Source organism: Pseudacidovorax sp. NFM-22 (genome assembly GCF_021401245.1).
Lineage (GTDB): Bacteria > Pseudomonadota > Gammaproteobacteria > Burkholderiales > Burkholderiaceae_C > Xenophilus.
In genome coordinates this window covers 802665-828555 of sequence record NZ_JACBFY010000001.1, presented here as the reverse complement: position 1 = coordinate 828555, position 25891 = coordinate 802665, and the positions used below count along the sequence as shown (strand labels likewise).

The following is a 25891-nucleotide window of genomic DNA, read 5'->3' as shown; positions in this document are numbered from 1 at the left end:
AACATCCCGAGAGACGCACCCTCATGTCCACCCCCGACGACGACTCCCAGCAGCGCTTTGCCCTTGGGCTGGTGTTCGTGCTCATTGCCCTGATCGTCGCCACGACGATCGGCGCCGCGGTCTACCACTACGGCATGCCCGGGCGTGATGCCGATGCGGCCGGCGCCGCCAGCACCGCACCGGCGGCCCCGGCCACGGGCGTCGCCGTCATCACCGAGACGGTGGTGGCCGTGGTGCCCGAAGGGGCCAGCGTGCGCGTGGAAGGCGGCGTGGTGAAGTTCTACTTCGCCACCGGCAGCGCCGACATCGCCCCGGGCGCCGCCGAGGCGCTGGCCCTGGTGCTGCAGGGCGTGCAGAACGGCCGCAAGGCGGTCATCTCCGGCTACCACGACACCACGGGCGACCCGGCCAAGAACGAAGAGCTGGCCAAGCAGCGCGCCATCACCGTGCGCGACGTGCTGGTGGGCCTGGGCGTGGCCGAGGACAAGGTCACGCTGGAGAAGCCGGCCGTCGCCGCCGCCGGCCAGGGCGACGATGCGGCAGCGCGTCGCGTCGAGGTCAAGCTGGTCGACTGACGCGGCCTTCGCCCTTACCCGATCGAGCCCGGCGATGCCGGGCTTTTTTGTGCGCGCCGGCAGCCCGGACCGCTGCCCGCGCTCAGCGTGCGATCAGATGGACGACGGTCGCCGCCAGTCCTGCGGCAAGGCCCACCGTGAGCCACTTCAGCCGCTGCAGCCGCACGCGGTTCATCTCGATGCGGGCGATGAGCTGGGTGTTCTGCTCGGCCAGGGATTTGATGAGTTCGGTCGACGCCTGCATCTGCGCCTCGATGTCCCGGACGGCGCTTTCCAGTCGCTGGACCTGCTGGCGGAGCTGCTCCGCCTCGGTCAGCGGCCGGGCGGGTGGCGCCTCGGCCTCGGTGGCCGCCGCCTGCTCGGCGCTCTGGCGCCGGCGGGTGACGGAGCCCCACAGCTTCGCCGCGCCCTCCGCGACCTTGGGCGCGTTCTCGACGACTTGGCCCCAGGGGATGTTGGCAAGAACGGTGAAGAGGGTGCCGGCGGCCATGGTGTCGTCGATGTGGGAAGAAAGAGAGGATGAGGTGCCGAGACGGTCGAATGTTCCCCGGCGGCGCAATGCCAGTCAGGTAACCCGTTCGCCATGAATCAGTTAATCCGCTCGCTCTGAGTCAGCTAACCCGTTCGCCCTGAGCTTGTCGAAGGGCTTTGACACCCAGTGCCCTGGCTTCGACAGGCTCAGCCCGAACGGTCGTGGGTTCACTGACGGGCATTGCCCCGGCGGCATGGACTTTGGCTCCAAGGCACGGGCCTTGACGCCCGACGGGCGCGGCGCGCCGTGGTCAGGCGCTTTCCCGCCCCACCACCTCCCAGGCCAACTCGATGCAGCTCTGCTCGACCGGCGTCCCGCGCATCAGCTGCAGGAGCATGCCGGCCGCCGCCTGCCCGATCTCGCGCCGCGGCGTGCGCACGCTGGTCAGACTGGGCAGCAACTGATCGCTGCCGGGCAGGTCGTTGAAGCCGGCCACGGCCACATCGCGGGGCACCGAGATGCCCAGCCGCGGCGCCGCCATCAGGGCGCCCTGGGCCAGGTCGTCGTTGCAGAAGAAGATGGCGTCGGGCTTCGCCTCGGCCACGATGCGGCCGAACATCTGCGCGCCCAGGGCGAAGGAAGAGGGCTCGGGCCGCAGGAATTCCAGCGCCGGGTCGTAGCAGCCGGCGGCCTGCAGCGCACGGCGATAGCCCTCGGCGCGCTGCATCACGCGCGCATCGAGCTGGGCCGCCGCATAGGCGATGCGGCGGGCGCCGCGGGCCAGCAGGTGTTCCGTCAGCGCCTGACCGGCGTCCTGCTGCGAGAAGCCTACGCAATGCACGCCCGGGGCGCGGCTGGTCTCCATGACGTGCACACAGGGCACGCGGCTGGCCTGGATCAGGGCGCGGGTCTCTTCGCTGCGCTCGAAGCCGGTGACGATGAGCCCGGCGGGGCGGTGCATGAGCTGCTCGCGCAGCAGCTGCTCTTCCTCGCGCGGGTCGTAGTGGGTCACGCCGATCAGCGTCTGGAAACCGTTGGCGCGCAGGGTGCGCTGCACGGCTTCGAGCAGGTCGACGAAGAGGGTGTTGGTGAGCAGCGGAATCAGCACCGCGACATGGCTGCTGCGCTGCGAGGCGAGGGCGCGGGCGGCAGGGTCGGGCACGTAGCCCAGGCGCGCGGCGGCCTCCCGCACGCGTTCGACCAGCACCGGGTCCACGCTGCGCTCGCCTCGCAGCGCACGCGAGACGGTGATGGGGCTCACGCTGGCAGCGCGGGCCACGTCTTCCAGGGTGAGGCGGCCGCTGGAGCGGCGGGTGCGGCGGGTGGCGTCGGTCAAGGGTTTGTCCTAGGCGGGCGAGAAATCATTGTTCAATAAGATAGCGCTATCCAGTCGGTTCGACCAGCAGGGTTTGTGCGGTGCATCAACCCGACCTGAACGACCGGCACTTCATGTCGAGGGAGGTTCTCCTCTCTCCCCTCGGCTGCGCAGGCTGAAACCGCGCAGCTTTTTTTGGATTCGAATGGATAGCGCTATCTCATCGTTCCAGCCGTCGGCCATCGTGGTGATGGGCGTGTCCGGCTGCGGCAAATCGAGCGTGGGCCAGGGCTGCGCCGACGCGCTGGGCTGGCCGCTGTGCGAGGGCGACACCTACCACGCGCCCGAGAGCATCGCCAAGATGAGCGCGGGCATCCCGCTGGACGATGCCGACCGCGCCGGCTGGCTGGACCGGCTGGCCGCGCTGCTGACGCCGGAGGCCGCGCCGGGCGGCGTGGTGCTCACCTGCTCGGCCCTGCGCCGCAAGTACCGCGACCGTCTGCGCGCCGCCAACCCGCATCTGGGCTTCGCCTTCCTGTCGCTGGACTTCGAACAGGCCCTGGACCGCGTGAAGTCGCGACCCGGCCATTTCTTCTCGCCCGATCTGGTGGCCAACCAGTTCGCCACGCTGGAATCGCCCACGGGCGAAGCCGGCGTGCTCACGCTCGACGCCACGCGGCCGCTGGCCGACCTGGTGGCCGAGATCGCCGCCTGGGCCCGGCCTGCCGCGCCGCGCGCCGCCGACCGACACGCCGGAGACATCGCATGACGACCTCTTCTTCTTCCCCCTCCACGCCTTCGCGCCCCGCCCGTGGGCCGCTGCTCAAGCGCCTGGCCGAACACTTCATGGTGCTGGCGCTGGCCGGCATGGTCGTGGCGGTGTTCGTCAACGTGGTGCTGCGCTACGTCTTCTCGACCAGCATCGTGTCGTACGAGGAGATCTCGCGCCTGCTCTTCGTGTGGCTGGTGGCGGTGGGCGCCATCGTGGCGGCCTTCGAGGCCAAGCACCTGGGCTTCGACATGCTGACCTCGCGGCTCTCGGGCACGCCGGCGCGGCTGCTGTTCTGGGTGAGTCGCCTGCTCATCGGCCTGTGCCTGGTGCTGCTCGTCATCGGCTCCTGGGAGCAGGTCAAGGCCGGAATGAACAGCTTCAGCACCGTGCTGGGCTATCCGCTGGCCCTGGGCGCGGCGGCCACCCTGGTGCTCGGCCTGGGCCTGCTGGCGGCCCTGGCCATCGAACTGCGCCGCGGCAAGCCGCTGGAAGGCGCGGACGACGAAGCCATCCTCGAATGACGACCCGGCCTTACCTTCCGAGCAGAACATGATCGTCACCTTCATCTTCCTGGCCGTGCTCATCGGCGGCATGGCCATCGGCATGCCCATTGCGCAGGCGCTGGTGCTCACCGGCGTGGCGCTGATGTGGCACCTGGACTTCTTCGACTCGCAGCTGCTGGCGCAGAACCTGCAGGCCGGCTTCGACAACTTCCCGCTGCTGGCCGTGCCTTTCTTCATCCTGGCCGGCGAGTTGATGAACGCGGGCGGCCTGTCGCGCCGCATCATCGACCTGGCCCGCGCCTTCGTGGGCCACATCCGCGGCGGCCTGGGCTTCGTGGCCATCGGCGCGGCGGTGCTGCTGGCCTCGATGAGCGGCTCGGCCATCGCCGACACCGCAGCGCTGGCCACCATCCTGCTGCCGATGATGCGCGAGCAGAAGTACCCGCCCGGCTACAGCGCGGGCCTGCTGGCTTCGGGCGGCATCATCGCGCCCATCATCCCGCCGTCGATGCCCTTCGTGATCTACGGGGTGACGACCAACACCTCGATCAGCAAGCTCTTCCTGTCGGGCGTGGTGCCGGGCCTGCTGATGGGCATCTTCCTGATCGCGGCCTGGGCCTTCATCGCGCGAAAGCACCAGCTGGCGGCCCTGCCGCGCGTGCCGTGGGGTGCGCGCGTCAAGGCGCTGGGCCACAGCTTCTGGGCCATGATGATGCCGGTCATCATCCTGGGCGGCCTCAAGGGCGGCATCTTCACACCCACCGAGGCGGCCGTCGTGGCGGCGGTCTACGCGCTGCTGGTGTCGACCTTCATCTACCGCGAGCTGACGCTGGCGCGCCTGTACGACGTGTTCCTGGCGGCCGGCAAAACGACCGCCGTGGTCATGTTCCTGTGCGGCGCGGCCACCGTCACGGCCTACATGATCACGCTGGCCGACCTGCCCAACCTGCTGGCCGACAGCTTCGCCGGCGTCATGGGCAACCCGGTGGTGTTCATGGCCCTGATGATGGTCTTCCTGCTGGCGGTGGGCACGGCGATGGACCTCACGCCCACCATCCTGATCTTCGGCCCGGTGTGCGCACCGCTGGCCGTCAAGGCCGGCATCGACCCGGTGTACTTCGGCTTCATGTTCATCTACGTGGGCTGCATCGGCCTGATCACCCCGCCCGTGGGCACGGTGCAGAACGTGGTGGCCGGCGTGGGCCGGCTGCGGATGGAGACCGTCATCCGTGGCACCACGCCCTTCCTGCTGATGTACGTGCTGTTGCTGGTGCTGATGGTGATCTTTCCGCAGCTCATCACGGCGCCGCTGGCGTGGATGCACTGATCCGCGGCCACGCCCCCGCTTTCTCGTCCCGTTTCCGTTCCCGACCCTCGTCTCGATCCAAAGGAAGACAACCATGCGCATGCGTTTCGCTCTCGCCGGCCTCGTCGCCGCTCTCGTGGCCACCGGTGCCGCCCACGCCCAGGACTTCAAGCCGCGCATCGTGCGCTTCGGCTATGGCCTGGTGGACAACTCCAACCAGGGCCGCGCGGTGCGCTTCTTCGCGCAGGAGGTCGAGAAGGCCACCGGCGGCAAGATGAAGATCCGCGGCATCGGCAATGCGTCCCTGGGCTCGGACACCCAGATGCAGCAGGCCCTGATCGGCGGCGCGCAGGAGATGATGGTCGGCTCGACCGCCACCCTCGTCGGCCTGGTGCCCGAGATGGCCGTGTGGGACACGCCCTTCCTGTTCTCCACCGCCAAGGAGGCCGACACGGTGCTCGACGGCCCCACTGGCGAGGCCGTCAAGGCCAAGCTGGAGCCCAAGGGCATGGTGGGCCTGGTGTACTGGGAGAACGGTTTCCGCAACCTCACCAACAGCAAGCGGCCCGTCACCAAGCTGGAGGACCTGAACGACGTCAAGCTGCGCGTGATGCAGAACAACGTGTTCCTCGACAGCTTCAAGACGCTGGGCGCCAACGCGGTGCCGCTGCCCTTCTCGGAGCTGTTCACCGCGCTGGAGACGCGCGCCGTGGACGGCCAGGAGAACCCGTACAACACGGTGCTCTCCAGCAAGTTCTACGAAGTGCAGAAGTACCTCACGGTCACCAACCACGTCTACAGCCCCTGGATCGTCACGGTGAGCAAGAAGTGGTGGGACACGCTCAGCCCGGCCGAGAAGAAGGTGCTGCAGGACGCCGCCGTCAAGAGTCGCGACTTCGAGCGCAAGGACACCCGCGAGGAAGCCGCCCAGGCCCTGGCCGAGCTCAAGACCAAGGGCATGCAGGTCAACGAGCTGCCGCCTGCCGAAGCCAACCGCATGCGCGAGAAGCTCACGTCGGTGCACGCCGGCATCGCCAAGTCCGTGGGCCAGGAGACCTGGGATTCGGTCAACGCGGCGGTCGCCAAGGCCCGCGGCGGCAAGTAAGGCACGCCGCAACGGCCCGGCGCGCGGGGCGGGCGTTGCAATCCGACGCGCGTGCCGGGCCGGTTGCGACGTACGATTGACTCCGTAGTTTCCCCAGCCCCACGCGCCCGCCATGCCCAGCTCCTCCCTGCACCCCACGCTCCACGCCGTCACCGAACGCATCCGCGAGAAAAGCCGCGACCTGCGTGCGGCCTACCTGCAGCAGATCGCCGAGATCGGCGGCCGCCAGCGCGGCTCCGACCGCATGGGCTGCGCCAACGTGGCCCACGCCGTGGCCGGCGTGCCCGCCAACGACAAGCTGCGCATCGTGGCCGAGCGGGCACCCAACATCGGCATCGTGACGGCCTACAACGACATGTTGTCGGCCCACGCGCCCTTCCGCACCTACCCCGAAGTGCTCAAGGACGAGGCCCGCAAGCTGGGCGCCACGGCCCAGGTGGCCGGCGGCGTGCCGGCCATGTGCGACGGCGTGACGCAGGGCACGCCGGGCATGGAGCTGTCGCTGTTCAGCCGGGACACCATCGCCATGGGCACCGCCGTGGCACTCACGCACGACATGTTCGATGCGGCGCTCATGCTGGGCATCTGCGACAAGATCGTGCCGGGCCTGCTGATCGGCGCGCTGCACTTCGGCCACCTGCCCACGGTCTTCGTGCCGGCCGGGCCCATGCCCTCGGGCTTGTCGAACAGCGCCAAGGCCAAGGTGCGCGAGCAGGCCGCGCAAGGCCTGGTGGGCCGCGAAGGCCTGATGGAGGCCGAGATGGCCGCCTACCACGACCAGGGCACCTGCACCTTCTACGGCACGGCCAACAGCAACCAGATGCTGATGGAGGCCATGGGCCTGCATGTGCCGGGCACCGCCTTCATCCAGCCGCACGACGGCCTGCGCGAGCACCTGACGCGCGAGGCCGTGCGCACGGTGCTCGGCAAGACGGCGGCCCAGGGCTACGCCGTGCCGCCCATCGGCGAGCTGGTGGACGAGCGCTGCATCGTCAACGCCATGGTGGCGCTGCTGGCCACCGGCGGTTCGACCAACCACCTGATCCACTGGGTGGCGGTGGCGCGGGCGGCCGGCATCCTGATCGACTGGAACGACTTCTCGCAGCTGTCCGACGTGGTGCCGCTGCTGACCCGCGTGTACCCCAACGGCACGGCCGACGTGAACGGCTTCCAGCAGGCGGGTGGGCCCGGCTTCGTGATCCACGAGCTGATGGAGGCCGGCCTGATGCATGCCGACGTGCGCACCGTGCGCCCTGGCGGCCTGGCCGAGTACGCGCAGATCCCGCAGGGCGCCGATGGCGGCGGCCTGCACTGGGTGCCCGCCTGGCCCTCGAAGGACGTGGACGTGGCCCGCCCCGCCAACAACCCGTTCAGCGCCACCGGCGGGCTCAAGCTGCTCACCGGCAACCTGGGCCGCAGCGTGATCAAGGTGTCGTCGGTGCCCGACGACCGCCATGTGATCGAGGCGCCCGCGCAGGTCTTCGACTCGCAGGCCGCGCTGCAGAAGGCCTTCGCGGCCGGCGAGCTGGAGCGCGACGTGGTCTGCGTGGTGCGCTGGCAAGGCCCGCAGGCCAACGGCATGCCCGAGCTGCACAAGCTGACGCCGCCGCTGTCGGTGCTGCAGGGCAAGGGCTTCAAGGTGGCGCTGGTCACCGATGGCCGCATGAGTGGCGCGTCGGGCAAGGTGCCCGCCGCCATCCATGTCTCGCCGGAGGCCGCCGCCGGTGGCCCGCTGGCCAAAGTGCGCGACGGCGACCTGATCCGCCTGGACGCCGTGGCCGGCACGCTTGCCGTGCTGGTGCCGGAGGACGAATGGGCCCAGCGCGAGGCGGCCGTGATGTCCGCCGAGCAGCGCATTGCCGACGGCCGCGGCCTGGGCCGCGAACTCTTCGCCGGCATGCGCCGCAATGCCACGACCGCGGAAGAGGGCGCCTGCACCTGGCTTTGAGCTTTCTCTCTGGTCCAGTTAGTTGCCCCGTTCGCCCTGAGCTTGTCGAAGGGCCTTTGACGCCCCGGTGCCCCGGCTTCGACAAGCTCAGCCTGAACGGTCAACTGCCTCGCAACGCTCGCGTTCTTCCTGTCTCCAAAACCTTCTTCCGCCTTGCCAAGGCCCCAGCCATGAACCAGCCCCTCACCGCCCTCGACGTGATGCAAGACGCACCCGTCATCCCCGTCATCGTGCTGCAGGACCCGCAGGACGCCGTGCCCCTGGCCCGCGCGCTGGCGGCCGGCGGCATCCGCATGCTGGAGGTGACGCTGCGCACGCCGGTGGCGCTGGAATGCATCGAGCGCATCGCCAAGGAAGTGCCCGAGGCGGTGGCCGGCGCCGGCACCATCCGCAGCGCGGCCGACGCGCAGGCCGCCGCCCTGGCCGGTGCCCGCTTCGGCGTGAGCCCGGGCTACACCCGCGCCGTGGGCAAGGCCTGCCACGATCTCGGCATGCCGCTGCTGCCGGGCGTGGCCACGGGCAGCGAGATCATGATGGCGCAGGAAGACGGCTTCCAGCAGCTCAAGTTCTTCCCGGCGCTGCAGGCGGGCGGGGCGCCCATGCTCAAGGCCTGGCAAGGCCCCTTCGGCGAGGTGAAGTTCTGCCCCACCGGCGGCATCCATGCGGGCAATGCGGCGGAGTTCCTGGCGCTGTCCAACGTGGCCTGCGTGGGCGGCTCGTGGATCGTGCCGGCCGATGCCATCGCGCAGAAGGACTGGGCCCGCATCGAGACCCTGGCCCGCGAGGCCAAGGCGCTGTCGCGCTGATGCAGGACGCTGGCGCCCCGTGGCGCTAGAGTGCCAAGCCATGACTGCATCCAACGATTTCGATCCCGCCTCCATCGAGGTCATCGCCTTCGACGTCTTCGGCACCGTCGTGGACTGGCACAGCGGCATCGCCGCCGAGGTCGAGCGGCTGCTGCCCGGTACCGACGGCAGCGCCTTCGCCCTGGCCTGGCGCGCCGGCTACCAGCCGGCGATGAAGGCCGTGATGGAGCGGATCTCGGCCGGCGAGGGCGGCTTCACCCTGCTCGACGAGCTGCACCTGAGCATCCTGGAGACCGTGCTGGCCGACTTCTCCATCGGCTCGGATCGGCTGGACCGCGCTGCCAAGCGCGAACTCAACCGCGCCTGGCACCGGCTGCCGGCCTGGCCCGATGCCGTGGAAGGCCTGACGCGTCTCAAGCGCCGCTACACGATCTGCCCGCTGTCCAACGGCAACATCGGCCTGCTGACCAACATGGCCAAGCGCGCGGGCCTGCCCTGGGACTGCGTGCTCTCGGCCGAGGTCTTCAAGGCCTACAAGCCCGACCCGCGCACCTACCTGGGCGTGGCCGGCGTGTTCGACCTGCCGCCCAACCGCGTGATGCTGGCCGCGGCCCACCACAACGACCTGGCCGCCGCACGACACTGTGGCTTGGCCACGGCCTACATCGAGCGGCCCGCGGAGTTCGGCCCGTCGCGCCCCAAGGACGTGTCGCCGCAGCCGGGCAACGACCTGCACACGCGGGACATCGGGCACCTGGCGGACCTGCTGGGCTGCTGAGCGCCCGCGCGGACGCCGCGCGCCATGGCCCCACGGCGGCGGCCGGCGCGGCGCTCCGCTAGGCTCCGATGCTTTGTTGCGCACCGAGGAGCCTTCCGGATGAGTCCCCTGTTCGAACCCCTGCGCCTGGGCGCACTGACACTGCCCAACCGCATCGTCATCGCGCCCATGTGCCAATACTCCGCCGACGAGGGCCGGGCGGGCGACTGGCACCGCATCCACTATGGGCATCTGGCCCTGTCCGGCGCCGGAATGCTGATCCTGGAGGCGACCGCGATCTCGGCCGAGGGCCGCATCAGCCCGGCGGACCTGGGCCTCTACGACGAGGCGACCGAAGCGGCGATGGCCGACATGCTGCGCACGGTACGCGGACATTCGGCCATGCCGATCGCCGTGCAGCTGGCCCATGCCGGACGCAAGGCCTCCAGCCGCGCACCCTGGGACGGCGGCAGCCAGCTGCGCCCTGACGAGCCCGGCGGCTGGCTGGCCGTGGCGCCCAGCGCCCTGCCGCACAGCGAGGGCGAGGTGCCGCCTGCGGCGCTCGACGATGAGGGCCTCGCCCAGGTCCGCGACGACTTCGTGGGCGCTGCACAGCGCGCCGTGCGCGTGGGCCTGCAGGGCATCGAGCTGCATGCGGCCCATGGCTATCTGCTGCACCAGTTCCTGTCTCCGTTGGCCAATGCGCGCAGCGACGCCTACGGCGGCAGCCTGGAGAACCGCATGCGCTTTCCACTGGAAGTGTTCGAGGCCGTGCGCGCGGCCGTCCCGGCCGAAGTGCCGGTGTGGGTGCGCGTCTCGGCCACCGACTGGGTCGACGGGGGATGGGATCTGCCCAGCACGGTGGCCTTCGCCGAGGCGCTCAAGGCGCGCGGCTGCAGCGCGATCCATGTCTCCAGCGGCGGTGTGTCGCCCCGGCAGAAGATTCCGGTGGGCCCCGGCTACCAGCTGGGCTTTGCCCGCGAGGTGAAGGCGCGCGTGGGGCTGCCGACCCTGGGCGTGGGCCTGATCACCGAGCCTCGACAGGCCGAGGCCGCCATTGCCGAGGGCCAGGCCGATGCGGTGGCGCTGGCGCGGGCCATGCTGTACGACCCGCGCTGGCCCTGGCATGCCGCGGCCGAACTCGGCGCCCAGGTGAGCGCGCCGCGGCAGTACTGGCGCTCGCAGCCGCGCGAGTTCAAGGATCTGTTCGCCGACCTGCGCATCGGCCAGCGCTGAGGCGCAGGGCTGCGGCCGCTCAGCGCGCCAGCGCGTGCATCTCCGCGATCAGATCGGCCTTGCCCTCGAAGCCGATGCCCGGCAGCGCCGGCAGGTGCACGTAGCCGTTGTCCACCTTCACCCCGTCGGGGAAGCCGCCGTAGGGCTGGAACAGGTCGGGATAGCTTTCGTTGCCGCCCAGGCCCAGACCGGCGGCGATGGCCAGCGACATCTGGTGGCCACCATGAGGGATGCAGCGGCTGGGCGACCAGCCATGCGCCTTGAGCATGTCGAGCGTGCGCAGGTATTCGACCAGGCCGTAGCTCAGCGCGCAGTCGAACTGCAGCCAGTCGCGGTCGGGCCGCATGCCGCCGTGGCGGATCAGGTTGCGGGCGTCCTGCATGGAGAACAGGTTCTCGCCCGTGGCCAGCGGTCCCGCATAGGCCTCGCCCAGGCGGGCCTGCAGCTCGTAGTCCAGCGGGTCGCCGGCCTCCTCGTACCAGAAGAGCGGGTACTGCGACAGGGCGCGGCCATAGTCGAGCGCCGTGGGCAGATCGAAGCGGCCGTTGGCATCCACGGCCAGTTGCTGGCCGGGCGCGAGCATCTTAAGCACGGCCTCGATGCGCTCGCAGTCTTCGGCCAGCGGCGCGCCGCCGATCTTCATCTTGACCACCGAGTAGCCACGGGCCAGGTAGCCCCCCATCTCCTGGCGCAGGCCATCCAGGCCCTTGCCCGGGTGGTAGTAGCCGCCGGCCGCGTAGACGAAGACGCGCGGGTTGGCCTGGCCGCTGCCGTAGCGCTCGGCCAGCAGCTGGAAGAGCGGCTTGCCCTCGATCTTGGCCACGGCGTCCCACACCGCCATGTCGATGGTGCCCACCGCCACCGAGCGCTCGCCGTGGCCGCCCGGCTTTTCGTTGCTCATCATGCAGGCCCAGATGCGGTGCGGATCGAGGTTGTCGCCCGTCTCGTCGCGCAGGCTGGCCGGGTCGGCCTCCAGCACGCGCGGGATGAAGCGCTCGCGCATCAGCGCGCCCTGGCCGTAGCGGCCGTTGGAATTGAAGCCGTAGCCGATCACCGGCCGTCCGTCGCGGATCACGTCGGTGACCACGGCCACCAGGCTCAGGGTCATCTTCGAGAAGTCGATGTAGGCGTTGCGGATGTTGGATTGGATGGGCCGCGTGGATTCGAGGATGTTGACGATCTTCATGGCGAGCGCGTGAGTGAGAGGTCGAAGAAAAAGAAGAGGGCAGGCTCAGCGCGGCAGCGACGAGCCGCCGCAGATGGCGATGTCCTGCCCGGTGATGGCCGCCGCCTGGGACGAGAGCAGGAAGGTGGCGAGGGCGGCGATTTCCGTCGGCTCGATCAGCCGGCCGATGGGCGGCAGCCGCGGCGCACTGCCGGCGCGGGCCGGATCCTGCAGCATGCCGGTGGCCGTGGCGGCGGGGGAGATGACATTGACCGTCACGCCCTGCGCCGCCACCTCGGCGCCCCAGCTGCGGGCCAGCGCCACCAGCGCCGCCTTGGTGGCCGCGTACTGGCTGCGGCCGGGCATGCCCTGCGCCACGCGGCTGCCGATGAAGACGACGCGCCCGAACCCGCGCGCCGCCATGCCGGGCACCAGCGCGTCGGCCAGGCGGCTGGCGGCGTCCACATGCAGGCGCCACATCAGCTCGCCGGCCTCGGCATCGAGCTGGCCCAGCAGGCCGACGCGCAGCACGCCGGCCGCGTGCACCAGGGCCTGGGCGGGCGGCAGCGTGGCGCACAGGCGGGCGATGGCGGCGCCGTCGCGCAGGTCGATGGCGTGGCCCGCGAAGGACGCGTGCGTGATCGAGGCGGGTGCGGCGTCGAGCCCGCTGACCTGCCACCCGGCATCGAGCAGCGCCAGGGCGATGGCGCGGCCGATGCCGCTGCTGCTGCCGCTGACCACGGCATGCGGCCGAGGCTGCGGCGGCACGGTGCTGCCCTCAATCGACACGGATGTTGCCCTCCGTGATGATCTTGCGCGCGCGCTCCATGTCGGTCTGCTGGAAGGCGGCGAACTCCTCCGCCGTTCCGGGCGTGAGCAGCAGGCCCTGCGACCCCAGCAGCGTCTTCATCTCGCCGGCCAGGGCCTTGTTGGTCTCGGCATTGAGGCGTCGCGTGATCTCGGCCGGCGTACCGGCCGGTGCCCACAGGCCGTACCAGCTGTAGAACTCGTAGCCCGGCAGCGTCTCGGCCACGGTGGGCACGTCGGGCAGGCTGGCCGCGCGCTGGGCCGAGGTGACGGCCACCACGCGCAGCATGCCGCTCTTGTGGTACTGCAGCGAGCCGAGGATCGGGTCGATGAAGCCGTCGATCTGCCCGCCGATCAGGTCCTGGAAGGCGGGCGCCGTGCCCTTGTAGGGCACGATCAGGTAATCCAGATTGCCGGCGCGGCGCAGCAGCTCCGTGGCCAGGTGGCCGGCCGAGCCGATGGAGCCCACGGCGAAGGTCATCTTGCCGGGGTTGGACTTGGCATAGGCCATCAGCGAGCGCACATCGGTGATCGGCAGGTTCTTGTTGACCGCCACCGACAGCGGCGCCTTGGCTACCAGCGCCACCGGCGCGAAGTCGCGCACCACGTCGTAGCGCACCGACTTCATCGTCATCGGCGCGGTGGTGAAGGTCGAGGCATTGAACAGCAGCGTGTAGCCGTCGTTGCCCGCCTTGGCCACCACCTCGGCGCCGATGGCGCCGTTGCCGCCCGGCCGGTTCTCGACCAGGAAGGTCTGGCCCATCTGCTCGCCCAGCTTCTGGGCCAGCATGCGGCCGACCGTGTCGAGCGTGCCGCCGGGCGGGAAGGGAATGATCACCCGCACCACCCGGTTGGGCCAGCCCTGCGCCATCACGGGCGCGGCGGCGGCCAGCGTGGCGGCGCCCAGGGCGCCGTGCAAAAAGCGTCTGCGTTGCAGCATGGTGTTGTCTCCGATGTCGTTGTTCTGGGGAGGTGCGCGGACGGCTCAGCGGCGCAGCAGGCCGGCCTGGCGGCAGGCGGCGCGCAGGGCGTCCATCTCTTGCGGGTTCGGCGCCTCGGTGGGCGGGCGCACGGTGGCGCGCTCCAGCACGCCGGCCAGGTACATGCCGGCCTTCATGCGCGCATGGGCCTCGCCCGTGGGCTCACCGCCGCCGTAGACGGCGTCCTTCAGCGGTGTGATGACGGCCTGGATGGCCATGGCCTTCTTCAAATCGCCGGCCTTCACCGCGGCCCACAGGTCGATGATGAGCTGCGGGATGAAGGTGGCAAAGCCCACCAGCGCGCCGTCCACGCCCTGCACCATCGAGGCCAGCAGGTATTCGTCGTGGCAGGTCAGGATGGCCTTGGCCGGGTTGGCCTCGCGGATGGCCTGGATGTCCCGGGCGTACTTGTTCATGTCCCGCTGGCCGACCTTGAAGGCCTGCAGATAGGGCAGGCGGGCCAGCTCGGCGAGCAGCTGCGAGCTGTACGAGGCGCGCGTCCAGGCGGGGTAGACGTGGCAGACCAGGTCCAGCTCGGGCGCGGCGCGGTGGATGGCCTCGAAGTACTGCAGCGCATGGCCGGGCGTGAAGCCGAAGCGCAGCCAGTGGTGGGGCGGCATGACGTCCAGCGCGGCGGCACCGGCGGCCTGGGCGGCGCGCGCATGTTCCGCCGCCTCGGCCAGGCCTTCGCAGACGATGGACGAGATCACCGGCAGCCGGCCGCGCAGCTCCTCGGCCACGATGCGCGTGACCTCCGCCCGCTCGGCGGGGGTGAGCGAGAACACCTCGCCCGTGTGGCCGTTGGTCATCACGGCCACTACGCCCTCATGACCCGCCAGCCAACTGGCGAGCTGGCGCAGGGCCGGCTCGTCGATGCGGTGGTCGGGGGTGAAGGGGCAGGCGATGGCGGGGATGATCCCCCGATAATTTTCGATGGACGGCATTGCAGGTCTCCGTGCGGTGCGATGGGTGAAGGAAGCGGAGCGGATGATTCCGCGCCGGCCCCCGGACCGTCCAATACTCGAATCGCATACAACTATCGCGGGCCGTGCGGCCCCGCAGGAGACGCCCATGGGCCCGGGCAACCGCCCCCTCGACCTCGACTGGCTGGAAGACTTCGTCGCGCTGGCCGACACCGGCAGCTTCTCGCGCGCGGCCGAAGTGCGGCACATCGCGCAGCCGGCCTTCAGCCGGCACATCCGCTCGCTGGAGGAATGGGTGGGCGTGGAACTGTGCGACCGCAGCGCCCACCCGGTGGCGCTCACGGCGGCGGGGCAGCGCTTTCTACCGTTGCTGCGCGGCGTGCTGGCGGGGCTGGAGGCGGCACGCCAGAAGGCGCGCGCCGCCCATGAATCGGCCGCGGCCAGTCTGCGCTTCGCGGCCACGCATGTGCTGTCGTTGACCTGGTTCCCGGCCTGGCTGGCCGGGCTGGAAGGGCGGCTGCGCATCGGCCCAGTGCAGACGCTGTCGGACAGCTCGCTGGCCTGTGAGGACCTGGCGCTGCAGCGGCGCGTGCAGTTCGTGCTGTGCCACGGCCATGCCGAAGTGGCGGGCCGGCTGGACGAGGCGCAGCACCCGTGGCTGCGGCTGGATGGCGATGTGCTGCTGCCCCTGTCGGCCCCGGATGCCGTGGGCCGACCCCTGCACGATCTGGCTGCGGGCGGCCCGTTGCCCGTGCTGGCCTACAGCGAGGCGTCGGGCCTGGGGCGCATCCTGCGGGCGCAGTTGCGTGAGTGGTTCGGCGACGAGGCGCAGGCGGCGGTGGAGCCGCGCGCCTCCATCGTCTTCACGGCCCACCATGCCATCCTGCTCAAGGCCATGGTGCGCGAAGGCAAGGGCGTCGCCTGGTTGCCGGCCAGCCTGGTACAGGACGAGCTGCGCAGCGGCGCGCTGGTGGATGCGGGCGGTGGGGATTGGCAGGTGCCGGTGGAGATCCGGCTGTACCGCCAGCCCGCGGCGATGTCGGAGTTGGCGGAGTCGCTGTGGCGGTTGGTGAGCCCGCCGGGCGACGCGGAGGGTCAGTGAGCCGGCGGCTGCGGCGATGCGGCAGGGCGCCGCATCGCGGATGCGATCAGCGCAGGCCCTGGCCGGTGCCCCCGTCGTCCTTGCGCTGGATCAGTTCGATCTTGTACCCATCCGGATCCGTCACGAACGCAATCACCGTCGTGCCGCCCTTCACCGGCCCCGGCTCGCGCGTGACGTTGCCGCCGGCTGCCTTGATCTTGTCGCAGGCGGCATACGCATCCGGCACGCCCAGGGCGATGTGCCCATAGGCCGTGCCCATCTCGTAGCTTTCGGTGCCCCAGTTGTAGGTCAGCTCGATCTCGGCCTGTTCGGGGTTGCCGTTGCCAAAGCCGAGGAAGGCCAGGCTGTACTTGTATTCGGGGTTCTCGCTGGTGCGCAGCAGGTTCATGCCCAGCACCTGGGTGTAGAAGTCGATGGAGCGCTGGAGGTTGCCAACGCGCAGCATGGTGTGCAGCAGTCGCATGGTGTCGTGGGGTGAGGGATCGAAACCGTGGATTCTCCGGTGTGACCGATTCCTCGTCGCGGCTCGCGGCAAAAGCCCGCTGTCGCCGCCGCCGCTCAGGCGGGCCGCGCCATCTCCCGCCAGTGCGCCAGCCGGCCGTTGTGCATCACGCCGATGCGGTCGGCCATGGCGTGGGCTTCGGCCTCGTGGTGCGTGACCAGGATGGCCGTCTGCCCCGCGGCGCGCAGGATGTCGCGCACCTGCACCGTCAGGTGCTGGCGGGTGGCGCCGTCGAGGTTGGAGAAGGGCTCGTCCATGAGCAGCAGCGCGGGCGCGGGCGCCAGCGCACGGGCCAGGGCGATGCGCTGCTGCTGGCCGCCTGACAGCTCGTGCGGATAGCGGCCTGCCGCCTCGGCCAGGCCGACCACACCGAGCAATTCCCGCACGCGGGCTTCCTGCGCGGGCCGAGGCTGCTTGCGCAGGCCGAAGGCCACGTTCTGCGCGGCCGTGAGGTGCGGAAAGAGCGCGTATTCCTGGAACACCATGCCCACCTGCCGCCGCTCCGGCGCCAGGTGCACGCCAGGCGCCGACAGCAGCTGCTCGCCCAGGCGGATATGCCCGCCGCGCACCGGCTCGAAGCCGGCCACGGCGCGCAGCACCGTGGTCTTGCCGCAGCCCGAGGGACCGAGCAGGCAGCCGATATGGCCGCCTTCCAGCGTGAGCGAGAAGCCGTCCACCACGGTGTGCAGGCCCCGTGGCGTGTCGTAGCCGAGGCGAAGGTGGTCTATGTGCAGGGCGGCAGCGGTCGTCATGGATGGGGCGTGATGTCGTCGGTCTGCACCGCGCCGCCGCTGACGGGCGTGCGGGCCAGCAGCGCCACGGGCAGCAGGCCGGCCAGCACGATCAGCAGGGCGGCGATGGCGCCTTCCTCGTAGGTGCCGCGGGCGGCCTCGGCATAGAGCCAGGTGGCCAGGGTGTCGAAGTCGGCGGGGCGCAGCAGCAGCGTGGCGGGCAGCTCCTTCATGGCGTCCACGAAGACCAGCAGCGCGCCGGCCGACAGGGCAGGGCGCAGCAAGGGCAGGTGCACGCGGCGCAGCGTGCCCAGTGGGCTTTCGCCCAGCAGGCGCGCGGCCTGTTCGAGCGAGGCGGGAATGCGCGACAGCCCGGCCTCGATGCCGCCCACCGGCATGGCCAGGAAGCGGATCGTGCAGGCCACCACCAGCACCACGCCCAGGCCCATCAGCGGCAGGCCGGGCAGGCCGAACAGGGTGGCGATGCCGGCATCGGCCGCCAGTGCCGGCGTGAGCAGGCCGATGGCCAGCACGGTGCCGGGCAGCGCATAGCCCAGGCTTGCCGCGCGCGCCGGCCAGCGGCGGGGCGTCATGGCGCCGGGCGGCTGGCGCGTGGCCCACGCCACCACCAGGCCGGCGGCCACGGCCAGCACCGTCACGCCCAGCGCCACCGCCAGCGTGTTGCCGAGGCTGCCGACGAGCGCCGACGAGACGCCGCCGCCCAGCCGCAGGCGCTTGATGGTTTCCCACACCAGATAGGCGGCCGGTGCCGCGAAGCCGATCAGCACCGGCAGCAGCGCGGCCAGCGTGGCGCCCAGGGCGGCCGGCCCCTGCAGGCGCCGCGGCGTCACCGCGCGCATGCGCTGCGCGGAGCCGAAGTGCTGGTGCCGGCGGCCGTGGCGCTCCAGCAGCACCAGCGCGACCACCATCGCCAGCATGGCGCAGGCGATCTGCGCGGCGCCGGCCAGGTCGGAGCGGGTGATCCAGGTGGTGTAGACCGCCACGGTGAGCGTGTTGACGCCCAGGAATTCCGAGGCGCCGATGTCGTTGAGCGTCTCCAGCAGCGCCAGGCTCAGGCCCACCGCCAGGGCCGGCCGGGCCAGCGGCAACGCAACGCGCCGGAAGGCGCCCCAGCGGCCTTCGCCCAGCAGGCGCGCAGCTTCCATCAGGTGCGCGGGCTGGGTCACGAACATGGCGCGCGCCGTCATGTAGACATAGGGGTACAGCACCATGCCCAGCACGAAGATGGCGCCGCCCATGGAGCGCAGGTCGGGCAGGCGGAACTGCCGCGGGCTGTCGTAGCCCAGCAGCCAGCGGATGGCGCCCTGCACCGGCCCGAGCGGATGCAGCAGGTCGAGGTAGGCAAAGGCGACGATGTAGGTCGGCATGGCCAGCGGCAACAGCAGTGCCCACTGCAGCCAGCGCCGGCCGGGGAAATCCGTGGTGGCCACCAGCCAGGCGCAGCCGGTGCCCACGATCAGCGTGAGTGCACCCACGCCCGCGAGCAGCAGGGCGGTGTTGAGCGCGGCCCCGGGCAGCACATGCGTGGCCAGGTGCGTCCAGTGCGCCAGGTCGGCGCCCAGGGCCAGCCAGGCGAGGCTGAGCACCGGCGCCAGCACGCCCAGCGCGATGGCGACCGTGGCCGCATGCCAAAGCCGCCCGACGGGACGCAGGCCCGCGGGGCGGCGCATGAACGGCACGAAGCGCAGCAGCGGCTTACTTGTCGAAGCCAACCTTGTCCACCAGCAGGCTGGCCTGCTTGCGGTGCTTGGCGATCTCGGTCAGCGGCAGCGGGTCGACCTTCAGTTCGCCGATGGCCTGACCGATCAGCGGGTCGAGCGCCACGCCCTTGCGGACCGGGTACTCGTAGTTGGCCTGGGCGTACATCACCTGGGCCGGCTCCGAGACCAAAAACTCCAGCAGCTTGACCGCGTTGGCCTTCTGCGGCGCATGCTTGGCGACGGCTGCGCCGCTGATGTTGACGTGCGTGCCGCCCGGCTGCGCGCCGCCGAAGACGGGCTTGACCACCTGGATGCCGTCGCCCCACTTGCGGGCGTCGCTGCCTTCCTTGGAGGCCTTCATGTGGCCAACGTAGTAGGAGTTCGCCAGGCCCACGTCGCAGATGCCGCCCAGGATGTCGCGTGCCACGTCGCGGTCGCCGCCGGTGGGCTTGCGCGCCAGGTTGGCCTTGACGCCGCTGAGCCACTGTTCGGTCTTCGCTTCGCCCTGGTGGGCGATCATGGCCGCCACCAGTGCCGTGTTGTAAGGATGCTGGCCGGCGCGGATGCAGACCTTGCCCTTCCATTTGGAATCGGCCAGGTCCTCGTAGCGGAAGGTGGGCAGCTTCAGGCCCTTGTCCGCATACAGCACGCGGGCACGCATCGACAGGGCAAACCACTGGCCGTCGCTGCCGCGCAGGTTGGCGGGGATGGCGGCATTCAGCGCGGCCGACTGCACCGGCTGCGTGGTGCCGGCTTCCACCAGGTCCAGCAGGTTGCCCACGTCCACCGTCATCAGCACATCGGCGGGCGAGCGCTGGCCCTCGGCCTTGACCCGCTCGACCAGGCCGTCCTTGACGAACACGGTCTTCACCTGGATCTGCGTCTGCTGCGTGAAGGCGGCCAGCAGCGGCTGGATCAGGCCTGGCTCGCGGGTGGTATAGACGGTGACTTCGCCCTGGGCCTGCGCGGACACGGCCACGGTGCCGACGAGGGCGGCGAGCAAGGCGCGGCGCGCCCGGGCGCCAGGGGGCGCGATCGATGCTTTCATTGGGATTCCCACTCCAGGTTTTTTGAACAGGTCGACCGGTCGGCCGACGGGCGCCGCGCTTCTCGTCGTTGTTGTGCTTGCGGGCTGAGAACCATTATCAACGCCGGCCTGCGGCGTCTTCATCAAACCTGGATGGAACGTCGGGTTGCTTGAAGCGCGCCGCGCGTTTTGGCAGAGATTTGCGCGGTCTTTGGCAGAAACTGTCGCGGTCTTTGGCAGAGAAAGTGAACGTCCGCTCAGCGGGGCTGCATCGCTCGGGCGCGCCCGTAGCGCTCACTCAAAGCGCCTGATCACCCGAAGCGCCGAGCCCGTCACCACCTCCGGTATGAGCACGGGCCCACTTCGTGCCCAGTAGCTCTTAGCCGCCCCCTCGACTCGCTGCCAGAAGGAGCCGGCCTGTGGCGAATAGCAGATCGTCAGCAGGTTGAAGTCGCCCACATGGCTCAGTGCATCGGCATCCACAGGTTCGACCTCATGCAGTAACACCATGGCGCCACCGAGCCCCGCTCGCCCCGCGTTGGCGGCCTCCTTAGTCGGGAAGGCAAAGCACGCATTGAGCCGGCTTGGCAGGGCTTGGTTAAACCGCTGTCTCTCGGCCTCAAACAGCAGCTCGGTAGCCACCTTCCAACCCTGCGGGTCGTTGGAATGCTGGTAGCAACGTAGCAAGCGCCCGTAGTTGCCAGGCTCGATGATGCTGCCCGCGCCAAGCCGGGTGGCTGCGAAATGAAACCAAGTGGTCACAACGATCCCCTCCAAAGTGTGGCGCCCATTCTGCCGATGCGTTAGCGCCGCGCGGCTTCACTTGTCACGGGGGACCGCAGCCAAGCAGAGAGGCCCCGAAGGCGCCTTCTCTGTACCTGGCGCGCCGCTCAGCGCACCGGCGGCATGAACTCCGCGGCTTCCAACAGGCGGCCCTGGATCGCGCCAAGGTCGCCCACGAAGCCCAGTTCGTCGGGCCGGCCGCCGCGCGCTCGGCGTGCGCCGCGAGGCGGTCATGCAGCGCGGCCCGGAGATCGCAATGTTCGCCTGTTGCGCCTGGTAGGCAGCTTTGGCCGAGGGCTCGCTCTGCGCCAGGATCAGACTGAGGCCGATGTTGGTGGTCTGGGTTTTCACGGTCGCTTGCGGTTGTGTTGGAACGCCGCCAGTACCGCTCTGACGGCGTCGGCGAGCAACCAAGCCAGACCACCCCACTCAGCCACTACGCGCCGGCTTGAAGTTGGTGATGAGCACCTCGCCAACCGCTTGGTTCGCATTTGCTGCGATCGAGTAGCGAGTTTTCACCACCTCTATCCTGAACTCGCGAAAAGTCTCACGCACGCCGACCGTGCCGTTGAGGCTCAGGATGAGCTTGCCCTTGCAGGCTCCCAGAAGGGCCGCCAGGCGCGCGAAATCCTCACGAAGTGAACAGACCCTTGCCGTAGTCCTTCTCGCAGCTCCAATACGGCGGATCAACGTAGAAGAGCGTGCCCCGTCGGTCGAAGCGCTGCAGCACTTGGTCAAAGGGCTTGTTCTCGATGAACACCCCGCGCCAGGCGCGCGCGTGCATCGGACAGCTCCTCCTCGATTCGCAGCAGGGTTAATCGGGGCCCGGCTGTGGCTGCAATGCCGAAGGTCGGCTTATGGATCTTGGCAGCTACGCGCTTACCGTGGGTCGGGCGTGGCCGTGGGCATCGTTCTGCTCTGCTTCTGTTTCAGCGCCTTCGGGCGCGGCAAGGAGCGGGGCCAATGAACGCCCCGTTCCACATCGAGACCGCGTGCAGCCTCGCCCAGGCGCGACTGCGCGTCGACATCGACCGGCGGACTCTGCAGGCTCAACTTGCAACGGTGGTCGAATTTGCCCAGGCCCAGGCCCAGGCCCGGCTGAGCATCGGCCCCGTCGTCCACCGCCGTGCCGGCTATGTGGAGCTGCCGGGCTTCATCCGGTGCCCGGAATGCGCCGGCCCGCTGGCGGCCGACGTGTTCGAGCACAACGTGGACACCGGCATGCCCGACACGTTCGGCGTGCACCTCTGCTGCACCGAGGTGCAGGAGGAGCTGCGGAAGCGCGGGAGACCGACACGGTGCCCATCTGGAACCACAACTTCCTTCCCTTCCAGTGGGCCGCTATCAACCGGCTCGCGACCGAAAGGCTGCAGCGCAACGTGAGGGAGGCACCATGAGCCGCGCTTCCGAACCACAACGCGGCCCCCTGATGTTGGTGGATGCTCAGAAGTGGTCCAAGACGCCGACAGCTGCCGTGGCGGCCACGAACTTCTTGATCAGCTGCATGCTCTCCGGCTCAACGCACCGTTCCCTGAGAGCTATTGCCACCGTCTCGGCATGCGACTCAAGTTGCCTGAGAAGCTCCGCCATAACGTGGTAGGTGCCGAAGACCACATCGTCGAGCGAAGTGGGATCCAACTTAACAAACCACTCGACCTGAGCAGTGATGAACCTGGTCAGCGCATCGCCAGACAGCACTGCGTGGAAAAGGTTGGTAGTCCTCATTGAGGAAACGTCGACTTTCTTGAACGCGTCACAGTACGCATGAAGCTCAGCGAGCATCGCTTGGCCGTCAGCACCACGCAGGCCCAGCGGACCGATGAACTCTGGCACGTGCCGGCAAATCCGGGCTGCTCCTTTGATCAGCTGATAGGCGTGCTCGAGTTGGCGGGTGTAAGTCGCTTCTTCTTCGCGGATGCGCGAACGGCGTTGAATCAAATGCCCAGCAACAAAAACGGCGACAGCCACCAGGATCGCTGCGATGGATCCCCAGGCTTGAACCCACGAAGCGCACTCGGTCGAGTTGAGGCCGAAGTTCATCCACATGCAGGTTTCGATCTTCTGGGTATTCACGGTGCATCCCTCGCTGTGCGACACCAAGTATCGCCGCCGCTGATTGGCCAGGCGCCTAAAGCAGGCGCGCCCAGCATGCGGCGAAGCCAAGCGAAGGGAATGCCGACATGACTTATCTCGAACTGATCGAGACGCCTGGCGCCGTCCTGAGCGCAGCCGGTGCGCTGCTGCTGGCCCTGAACGGCCGCCATGCGCGCTGGGGCTTCGTGCTCTTCCTGGCCAGCAATGCTGTCTGGGGGGTCTTCGGCCGCGAGACGGGCCACTGGCGCCTACAAGCGCAACACCTGGCGTTCTCCATCACCAGTCTCATCGGCATCTGGCGCTGGCTCGTGCAGCCGCGCCTGGCCGCTGCCATGCAACTTCTCGAACAGATCGAGCGATGAACGCTCGCCCCGACATCTTCACCGCTGGTGGGAACTACTTCGAACTCCTGGCACCGACCCAATCCGTATTCGACATCGCGGACATCGCCGCCGTCCTGTCGAAGCTCTGCCATTTCGGCGGCCACACCCGTCGCTTTTACTCGGTCGCCCAGCACAGCGTGCTGATGTCGTACCACGTGCCCCCGGCGGATGCCTATGCGGCGCTCATGCATGACACGGCACAGGCCTTCGTGGGGGACATGCCGCGTCCCTTGAAAGAGTTGCTGCCCGAGTACCGCCGCGTAGAGAAGGGCGTAGGGGCCGCGGTAATGGAACGCTTCCAGGTGCCGCTACCGCTCCCCGAAAGCGTGGAGCACTTCGACCGGGTGAGGCTGGCGACCGAGCAGCGCGACCTGATGCCGCCTCATGACGACGAGTGGCCCCAAATCGCCGGTATCGAGCCCCTGTCCACCGTCACACGCCCTGGGCGCCCCACGAGGCCTACAACCTCTTCCTGTGCCGCTATGCGCAGCTGCGCGGTGAGGCGTTGCAATGACCAGCGCAAGCTTCAGGGCAATATCACCCAGCGGGGTGCAGCGTTCCAACGAGCTCTCCCCATTTGCGTTCGTTTTCCGCTGCGGCCATGACCAAGTGCTCCACAGACGCAGCGCTGAGGAGCGCAGCTCTTTCCGGGCTCTCAAGTTCTATGGCAAGCCTCTTGAACGCCATATCTGTGGTGTTGACCAAATTCCGAAAGCCAATGAGCAATCGCATGCCGCTGATGTCGGGCATTTCGTGAAGAGGCAACGAAAGGACATCCGCTTTCAGAGCACTAAACGGATCGAAGGCAGCACTTCGGCTGACGCCTGGGAGGTAAAACGCGCTTGTCGCGAGTTCTGCTTGGAGCGATGTAACTTGCACCGTGAATTGGCGAGCGAGCGCCACGGCCGCCTCGGTCATCGCGCGTTTCCGCTCACGCTGGGCCCGTTGCGCGCTTCGATTCGATGCACGAATTTGGACGGCCGCTATGAGTCCAGACGCGACGATTGCAAAGATGCTCCCGAACGCTTGGATCCAAGCTGCACAGTCGCTCGGCTTGACGTCAGGTACAAAAAAGCAGGTCTCCATGACATTAGCTCGGTGATGGGTGGGGGCGACTGCCCTATGACGCTAACTCGCACTTTCGCTCACCTGCTCCTTGATCAGCTGTTTGCGTGCGCGGTGGAGCATGCCGACGGCCTCCGCTTGATTGAAGACCATCGGGTCGACGCTGCAGCTGTCCACTGCCACGCCATCTTTGAAGATCGTGCAACGACCGTCAACTGCGCCGGACACTCGGACCTGAATCTAGATGCGCCCCTTATAGCCCAGGTGTTCGAATCGCTCGACTTCAACAGTCATCGCGTTGTTCCTTGGGCCTGGTGTCCGACAAAAACGGCCATGAACCTGATTTGTGCGGGAGGCATTGAACGCTTTTTAGTTCGCGGCGAACTCGTTCAGATGGGGAAGGGCAACCCGCGAAACCACGAAGGTAGTGCCGTTGTTGTCTTGCTTGAACGTGAAGCCATAGCTGAACTCGCCATCGAAGGGCACCCAAAACACCCTGGGGTCCTGACGAAAGTCCCCCTCCCAACCATTGGCGCCGGCCGCGTCTTGTGCGCTGTCCCAGTCATCGATGAAGCCTTGGAAGGTCACGGTGCTGCCGAAGTCCACCCTGGCCACTCGCTCCCTGGCATGTACCGCGGCCAGTTCCTTTGCGGTCTCTTCAACGGTCTTCAGATATTCCCAATGGTTGTCGATCGGGGGGAGTCTGTAGATGAACCACATGCCGAAGCTCCTTGTGTGAAGCGCGGCAATTTAGCAGAGGAGCCGCTGATGCCGTTCTATCACCTTGGACTCGGGATCGTGCACATCAAGGGCTCGAAGCTGCCCGAGCCCTGTGCTGCACACGTGCTCATCGAAGGCAAGGAACACGGGTGTCTGGCCGCCAGCAGCTTCCTCTGCGACGGCCCTTCGAAGTCTGGCAAAGGGACGTGTGATGCCACCATGTGCGAGCCCAGGTCGGACCCAACAGCCACCTGTGCCCCAGCTGCCGCACAGAGGTCGTGGACGAGATCGGGCAGCGCTACCCCTTTGCCGACTTCCTGTCATGAATAAGTTGCTACTGATGAGCCTTTCTGGCGCATCGCTTGCGCGGCTAGGTACTCGCCCGGACCGTACTGCTCGGAGTCAGCCCCGAGTGCTTGGCCGCAACCTCGCGCTGAGCATCGTCGGGCGTTCGGCCTTCGGAAAGCAGAACAAAAAAATGTGCGAGCTTGGCGAGTTCGTCTATGGAAGCATTCGCCAGGGAAAGCTGCTCATAGAAGCGAGCAAGCAGCCTTTCCGACTTTTTGCCCTGGCTTTGCAGTCTGGAAAGCGTGTCAAGAGTTCCCACGACACTCTGCAAAGCATCAGACGCCGCCACGACCGATTCAACGGCCTGGGGAGTACCGATTGCCTCGAAGGGCAAAGCATCGAATCGCGCAATCGCGGACTTCAAACTAGCTAGGCGCTCTTCAATAAGCAGGTGGTGCTTCCACACTACCCCGGGGGCGCCGGTAAAACCGTCTGCTTCGTTCACCAGGCCAGCGACGTCGCTGAGCCGCCGCTGTGCTATGCGCGCGAGCGCACCCCATGGGACGATGGCCTCATGCTGCCTCTTCCAGCTGTCCCGTTGGGTGCGTTGAAGCTCGAGTTGCCGTTGGTCGAGCGTCATAAGAATGGCGGCCACGATGGCGCCTACCGATCCCAGAGCTTGGACGTAAGCGGGTATGTCGAATTTCGACTGGGGAATGAGCCACCAGAGAGCCCCTGCAAGGGCTACGAACGTCAGTACGAACCAGACCCATCTCGAGCGCATGAGTTAAGGAATTCAGATCAG

At 68.6% G+C, this 25891-nt stretch carries 28 protein-coding genes; 13 read left to right on the top strand and 15 right to left on the bottom strand.

Going from position 1 to position 25891, the window contains the following annotated elements; genetic code table 11:
* The first annotated feature begins 23 nt into the window (after positions 1 to 23).
* Entirely contained in the window at positions 24 to 575 is a 552-nt protein-coding gene (locus L0984_RS03730) for an OmpA family protein (protein WP_234192391.1), read from the top strand.
* An 82-nt stretch (positions 576 to 657) separates the two neighbouring features.
* On the opposite strand, the gene L0984_RS03725 is transcribed toward L0984_RS03730, so the two are convergent.
* Together L0984_RS03725 and L0984_RS03720 are read right to left on the bottom strand one after the other, a co-directional pair.
* Positions 658 to 1065 carry a hypothetical protein gene (locus L0984_RS03725; protein ID WP_234192390.1) on the bottom strand — a complete coding sequence of 136 codons (408 nt, stop codon included), beginning with the start codon at positions 1063 to 1065 and terminating at the stop codon, positions 658 to 660.
* Between the two features lie 292 nt (positions 1066 to 1357).
* Positions 1358 to 2383, bottom strand: coding sequence for a LacI family DNA-binding transcriptional regulator (locus tag L0984_RS03720; RefSeq protein ID WP_234192389.1), 1026 nt, complete (start codon positions 2381 to 2383; stop codon positions 1358 to 1360).
* Between the two features lie 184 nt (positions 2384 to 2567).
* Here L0984_RS03720 and L0984_RS03715 point away from each other — a divergent pair, with 184 nt between their 5' ends.
* From L0984_RS03715 to L0984_RS03680, 8 genes are all read left to right on the top strand, one after another.
* Positions 2568 to 3131 carry a gluconokinase gene (locus tag L0984_RS03715; RefSeq protein ID WP_234192388.1) on the top strand — a complete coding sequence of 188 codons (564 nt, stop codon included), beginning with the start codon at positions 2568 to 2570 and terminating at the stop codon, positions 3129 to 3131.
* Positions 3128 to 3655, top strand: coding sequence for a TRAP transporter small permease (locus tag L0984_RS03710; RefSeq protein ID WP_234192387.1), 528 nt, complete (start codon positions 3128 to 3130; stop codon positions 3653 to 3655). The genes L0984_RS03715 and L0984_RS03710 overlap by 4 nt, the downstream gene beginning before the upstream one ends.
* Before the next feature lie 28 nt (positions 3656 to 3683).
* Positions 3684 to 4964: a TRAP transporter large permease gene (locus L0984_RS03705; RefSeq protein ID WP_234192386.1), complete on the top strand. Its 1281-nt coding sequence runs from the start codon at positions 3684 to 3686 to the stop codon at positions 4962 to 4964.
* A gap of 73 nt (positions 4965 to 5037) precedes the next feature.
* Positions 5038 to 6048 carry a TRAP transporter substrate-binding protein gene (locus tag L0984_RS03700; protein WP_076503995.1) on the top strand — a complete coding sequence of 337 codons (1011 nt, stop codon included), beginning with the start codon at positions 5038 to 5040 and terminating at the stop codon, positions 6046 to 6048.
* Positions 6049 to 6160: 112 nt separating this feature from the next.
* On the top strand, positions 6161 to 7996 hold the full coding sequence (edd, locus tag L0984_RS03695; protein WP_234192385.1) for a phosphogluconate dehydratase: 1836 nt from the start codon (positions 6161 to 6163) through the stop codon (positions 7994 to 7996).
* A gap of 170 nt (positions 7997 to 8166) precedes the next feature.
* On the top strand, positions 8167 to 8802 hold the full coding sequence (eda, locus tag L0984_RS03690) for a bifunctional 4-hydroxy-2-oxoglutarate aldolase/2-dehydro-3-deoxy-phosphogluconate aldolase (RefSeq protein ID WP_234192384.1): 636 nt from the start codon (positions 8167 to 8169) through the stop codon (positions 8800 to 8802).
* Positions 8803 to 8842: 40 nt separating this feature from the next.
* Complete coding sequence (locus L0984_RS03685; RefSeq protein WP_234192383.1) at positions 8843 to 9580, top strand: haloacid dehalogenase type II; 738 nt, start codon at positions 8843 to 8845, stop codon at positions 9578 to 9580.
* A 99-nt stretch (positions 9581 to 9679) separates the two neighbouring features.
* Complete coding sequence (locus L0984_RS03680) at positions 9680 to 10795, top strand: NADH:flavin oxidoreductase/NADH oxidase (RefSeq protein WP_234192382.1); 1116 nt, start codon at positions 9680 to 9682, stop codon at positions 10793 to 10795.
* Between the two features lie 19 nt (positions 10796 to 10814).
* Here the strand turns inward: L0984_RS03680 and L0984_RS03675 are convergent, their stop codons facing one another.
* From L0984_RS03675 to L0984_RS03660, 4 genes are read right to left on the bottom strand one after another with little or no spacing between them, the layout of a single operon-like run.
* Positions 10815 to 11981 (bottom strand): mandelate racemase/muconate lactonizing enzyme family protein, encoded by a 1167-nt coding sequence (locus L0984_RS03675; RefSeq protein ID WP_234192381.1) that lies wholly within the window; start codon positions 11979 to 11981, stop codon positions 10815 to 10817.
* A gap of 45 nt (positions 11982 to 12026) precedes the next feature.
* On the bottom strand, positions 12027 to 12743 hold the full coding sequence (locus L0984_RS03670; RefSeq protein WP_234192777.1) for an SDR family NAD(P)-dependent oxidoreductase: 717 nt from the start codon (positions 12741 to 12743) through the stop codon (positions 12027 to 12029).
* Positions 12739 to 13704 carry a Bug family tripartite tricarboxylate transporter substrate binding protein gene (locus L0984_RS03665; protein ID WP_234192776.1) on the bottom strand — a complete coding sequence of 322 codons (966 nt, stop codon included), beginning with the start codon at positions 13702 to 13704 and terminating at the stop codon, positions 12739 to 12741. Before L0984_RS03665 ends, L0984_RS03670 begins: the two co-directional genes overlap by 5 nt.
* 48 nt (positions 13705 to 13752) lie before the next feature.
* Positions 13753 to 14691: a dihydrodipicolinate synthase family protein gene (locus L0984_RS03660; protein ID WP_234192380.1), complete on the bottom strand. Its 939-nt coding sequence runs from the start codon at positions 14689 to 14691 to the stop codon at positions 13753 to 13755.
* A 127-nt stretch (positions 14692 to 14818) separates the two neighbouring features.
* Between L0984_RS03660 and L0984_RS03655 the strand changes: the two genes are divergently transcribed.
* On the top strand, positions 14819 to 15772 hold the full coding sequence (locus tag L0984_RS03655) for a LysR family transcriptional regulator (RefSeq protein ID WP_234192379.1): 954 nt from the start codon (positions 14819 to 14821) through the stop codon (positions 15770 to 15772).
* A gap of 46 nt (positions 15773 to 15818) precedes the next feature.
* Here L0984_RS03655 and gloA read toward each other — a convergent pair whose 3' ends face one another.
* The 6 genes from gloA to L0984_RS03625 all read right to left on the bottom strand — a co-directional run bounded on the left by gloA (position 15819) and on the right by L0984_RS03625 (position 21320).
* Positions 15819 to 16235 (bottom strand): lactoylglutathione lyase, encoded by a 417-nt coding sequence (gloA, locus tag L0984_RS03650; RefSeq protein ID WP_234192378.1) that lies wholly within the window; start codon positions 16233 to 16235, stop codon positions 15819 to 15821.
* Positions 16236 to 16330: 95 nt separating this feature from the next.
* A complete protein-coding gene (locus L0984_RS03645) occupies positions 16331 to 17026 on the bottom strand; it encodes an ABC transporter ATP-binding protein (protein ID WP_234192377.1) in 696 nt (231 codons plus the stop codon).
* Entirely contained in the window at positions 17023 to 18696 is a 1674-nt protein-coding gene (locus L0984_RS03640; RefSeq protein ID WP_234192775.1) for an ABC transporter permease, read from the bottom strand. The genes L0984_RS03645 and L0984_RS03640 overlap by 4 nt, the downstream gene beginning before the upstream one ends.
* A 25-nt stretch (positions 18697 to 18721) precedes the next feature.
* Positions 18722 to 19774 carry a Fe(3+) ABC transporter substrate-binding protein gene (locus L0984_RS03635; protein WP_234192376.1) on the bottom strand — a complete coding sequence of 351 codons (1053 nt, stop codon included), beginning with the start codon at positions 19772 to 19774 and terminating at the stop codon, positions 18722 to 18724.
* Between the two features lie 273 nt (positions 19775 to 20047).
* On the bottom strand, positions 20048 to 20515 hold the full coding sequence (locus L0984_RS03630; RefSeq protein ID WP_234192375.1) for a hypothetical protein: 468 nt from the start codon (positions 20513 to 20515) through the stop codon (positions 20048 to 20050).
* 652 nt (positions 20516 to 21167) lie between these two features.
* Positions 21168 to 21320: a hypothetical protein gene (locus L0984_RS03625; protein ID WP_234192374.1), complete on the bottom strand. Its 153-nt coding sequence runs from the start codon at positions 21318 to 21320 to the stop codon at positions 21168 to 21170.
* 179 nt (positions 21321 to 21499) lie between these two features.
* Here L0984_RS03625 and L0984_RS03620 point away from each other — a divergent pair, with 179 nt between their 5' ends.
* Positions 21500 to 21919, top strand: coding sequence for a hypothetical protein (locus tag L0984_RS03620; RefSeq protein ID WP_234192373.1), 420 nt, complete (start codon positions 21500 to 21502; stop codon positions 21917 to 21919).
* A gap of 60 nt (positions 21920 to 21979) precedes the next feature.
* On the opposite strand, the gene L0984_RS03615 is transcribed toward L0984_RS03620, so the two are convergent.
* Positions 21980 to 22609: a hypothetical protein gene (locus L0984_RS03615; protein WP_234192372.1), complete on the bottom strand. Its 630-nt coding sequence runs from the start codon at positions 22607 to 22609 to the stop codon at positions 21980 to 21982.
* 107 nt (positions 22610 to 22716) lie between these two features.
* Here L0984_RS03615 and L0984_RS03610 point away from each other — a divergent pair, with 107 nt between their 5' ends.
* Together L0984_RS03610 and L0984_RS03605 are read left to right on the top strand one after the other, a co-directional pair.
* Positions 22717 to 22992, top strand: a complete 276-nt coding sequence (locus tag L0984_RS03610; protein ID WP_234192371.1) for a hypothetical protein — start codon at positions 22717 to 22719, stop codon at positions 22990 to 22992.
* Complete coding sequence (locus tag L0984_RS03605) at positions 22989 to 23618, top strand: hypothetical protein (RefSeq protein WP_234192370.1); 630 nt, start codon at positions 22989 to 22991, stop codon at positions 23616 to 23618. Before L0984_RS03610 ends, L0984_RS03605 begins: the two co-directional genes overlap by 4 nt.
* 829 nt (positions 23619 to 24447) lie before the next feature.
* On the opposite strand, the gene L0984_RS03600 is transcribed toward L0984_RS03605, so the two are convergent.
* Both L0984_RS03600 and L0984_RS03595 read right to left on the bottom strand, forming a co-directional pair.
* Positions 24448 to 24798, bottom strand: a complete 351-nt coding sequence (locus L0984_RS03600) for a hypothetical protein (protein ID WP_234192369.1) — start codon at positions 24796 to 24798, stop codon at positions 24448 to 24450.
* A 370-nt stretch (positions 24799 to 25168) separates the two neighbouring features.
* Complete coding sequence (locus L0984_RS03595) at positions 25169 to 25741, bottom strand: hypothetical protein (RefSeq protein WP_234192368.1); 573 nt, start codon at positions 25739 to 25741, stop codon at positions 25169 to 25171.
* Positions 25742 to 25891 lie beyond the last annotated feature (150 nt).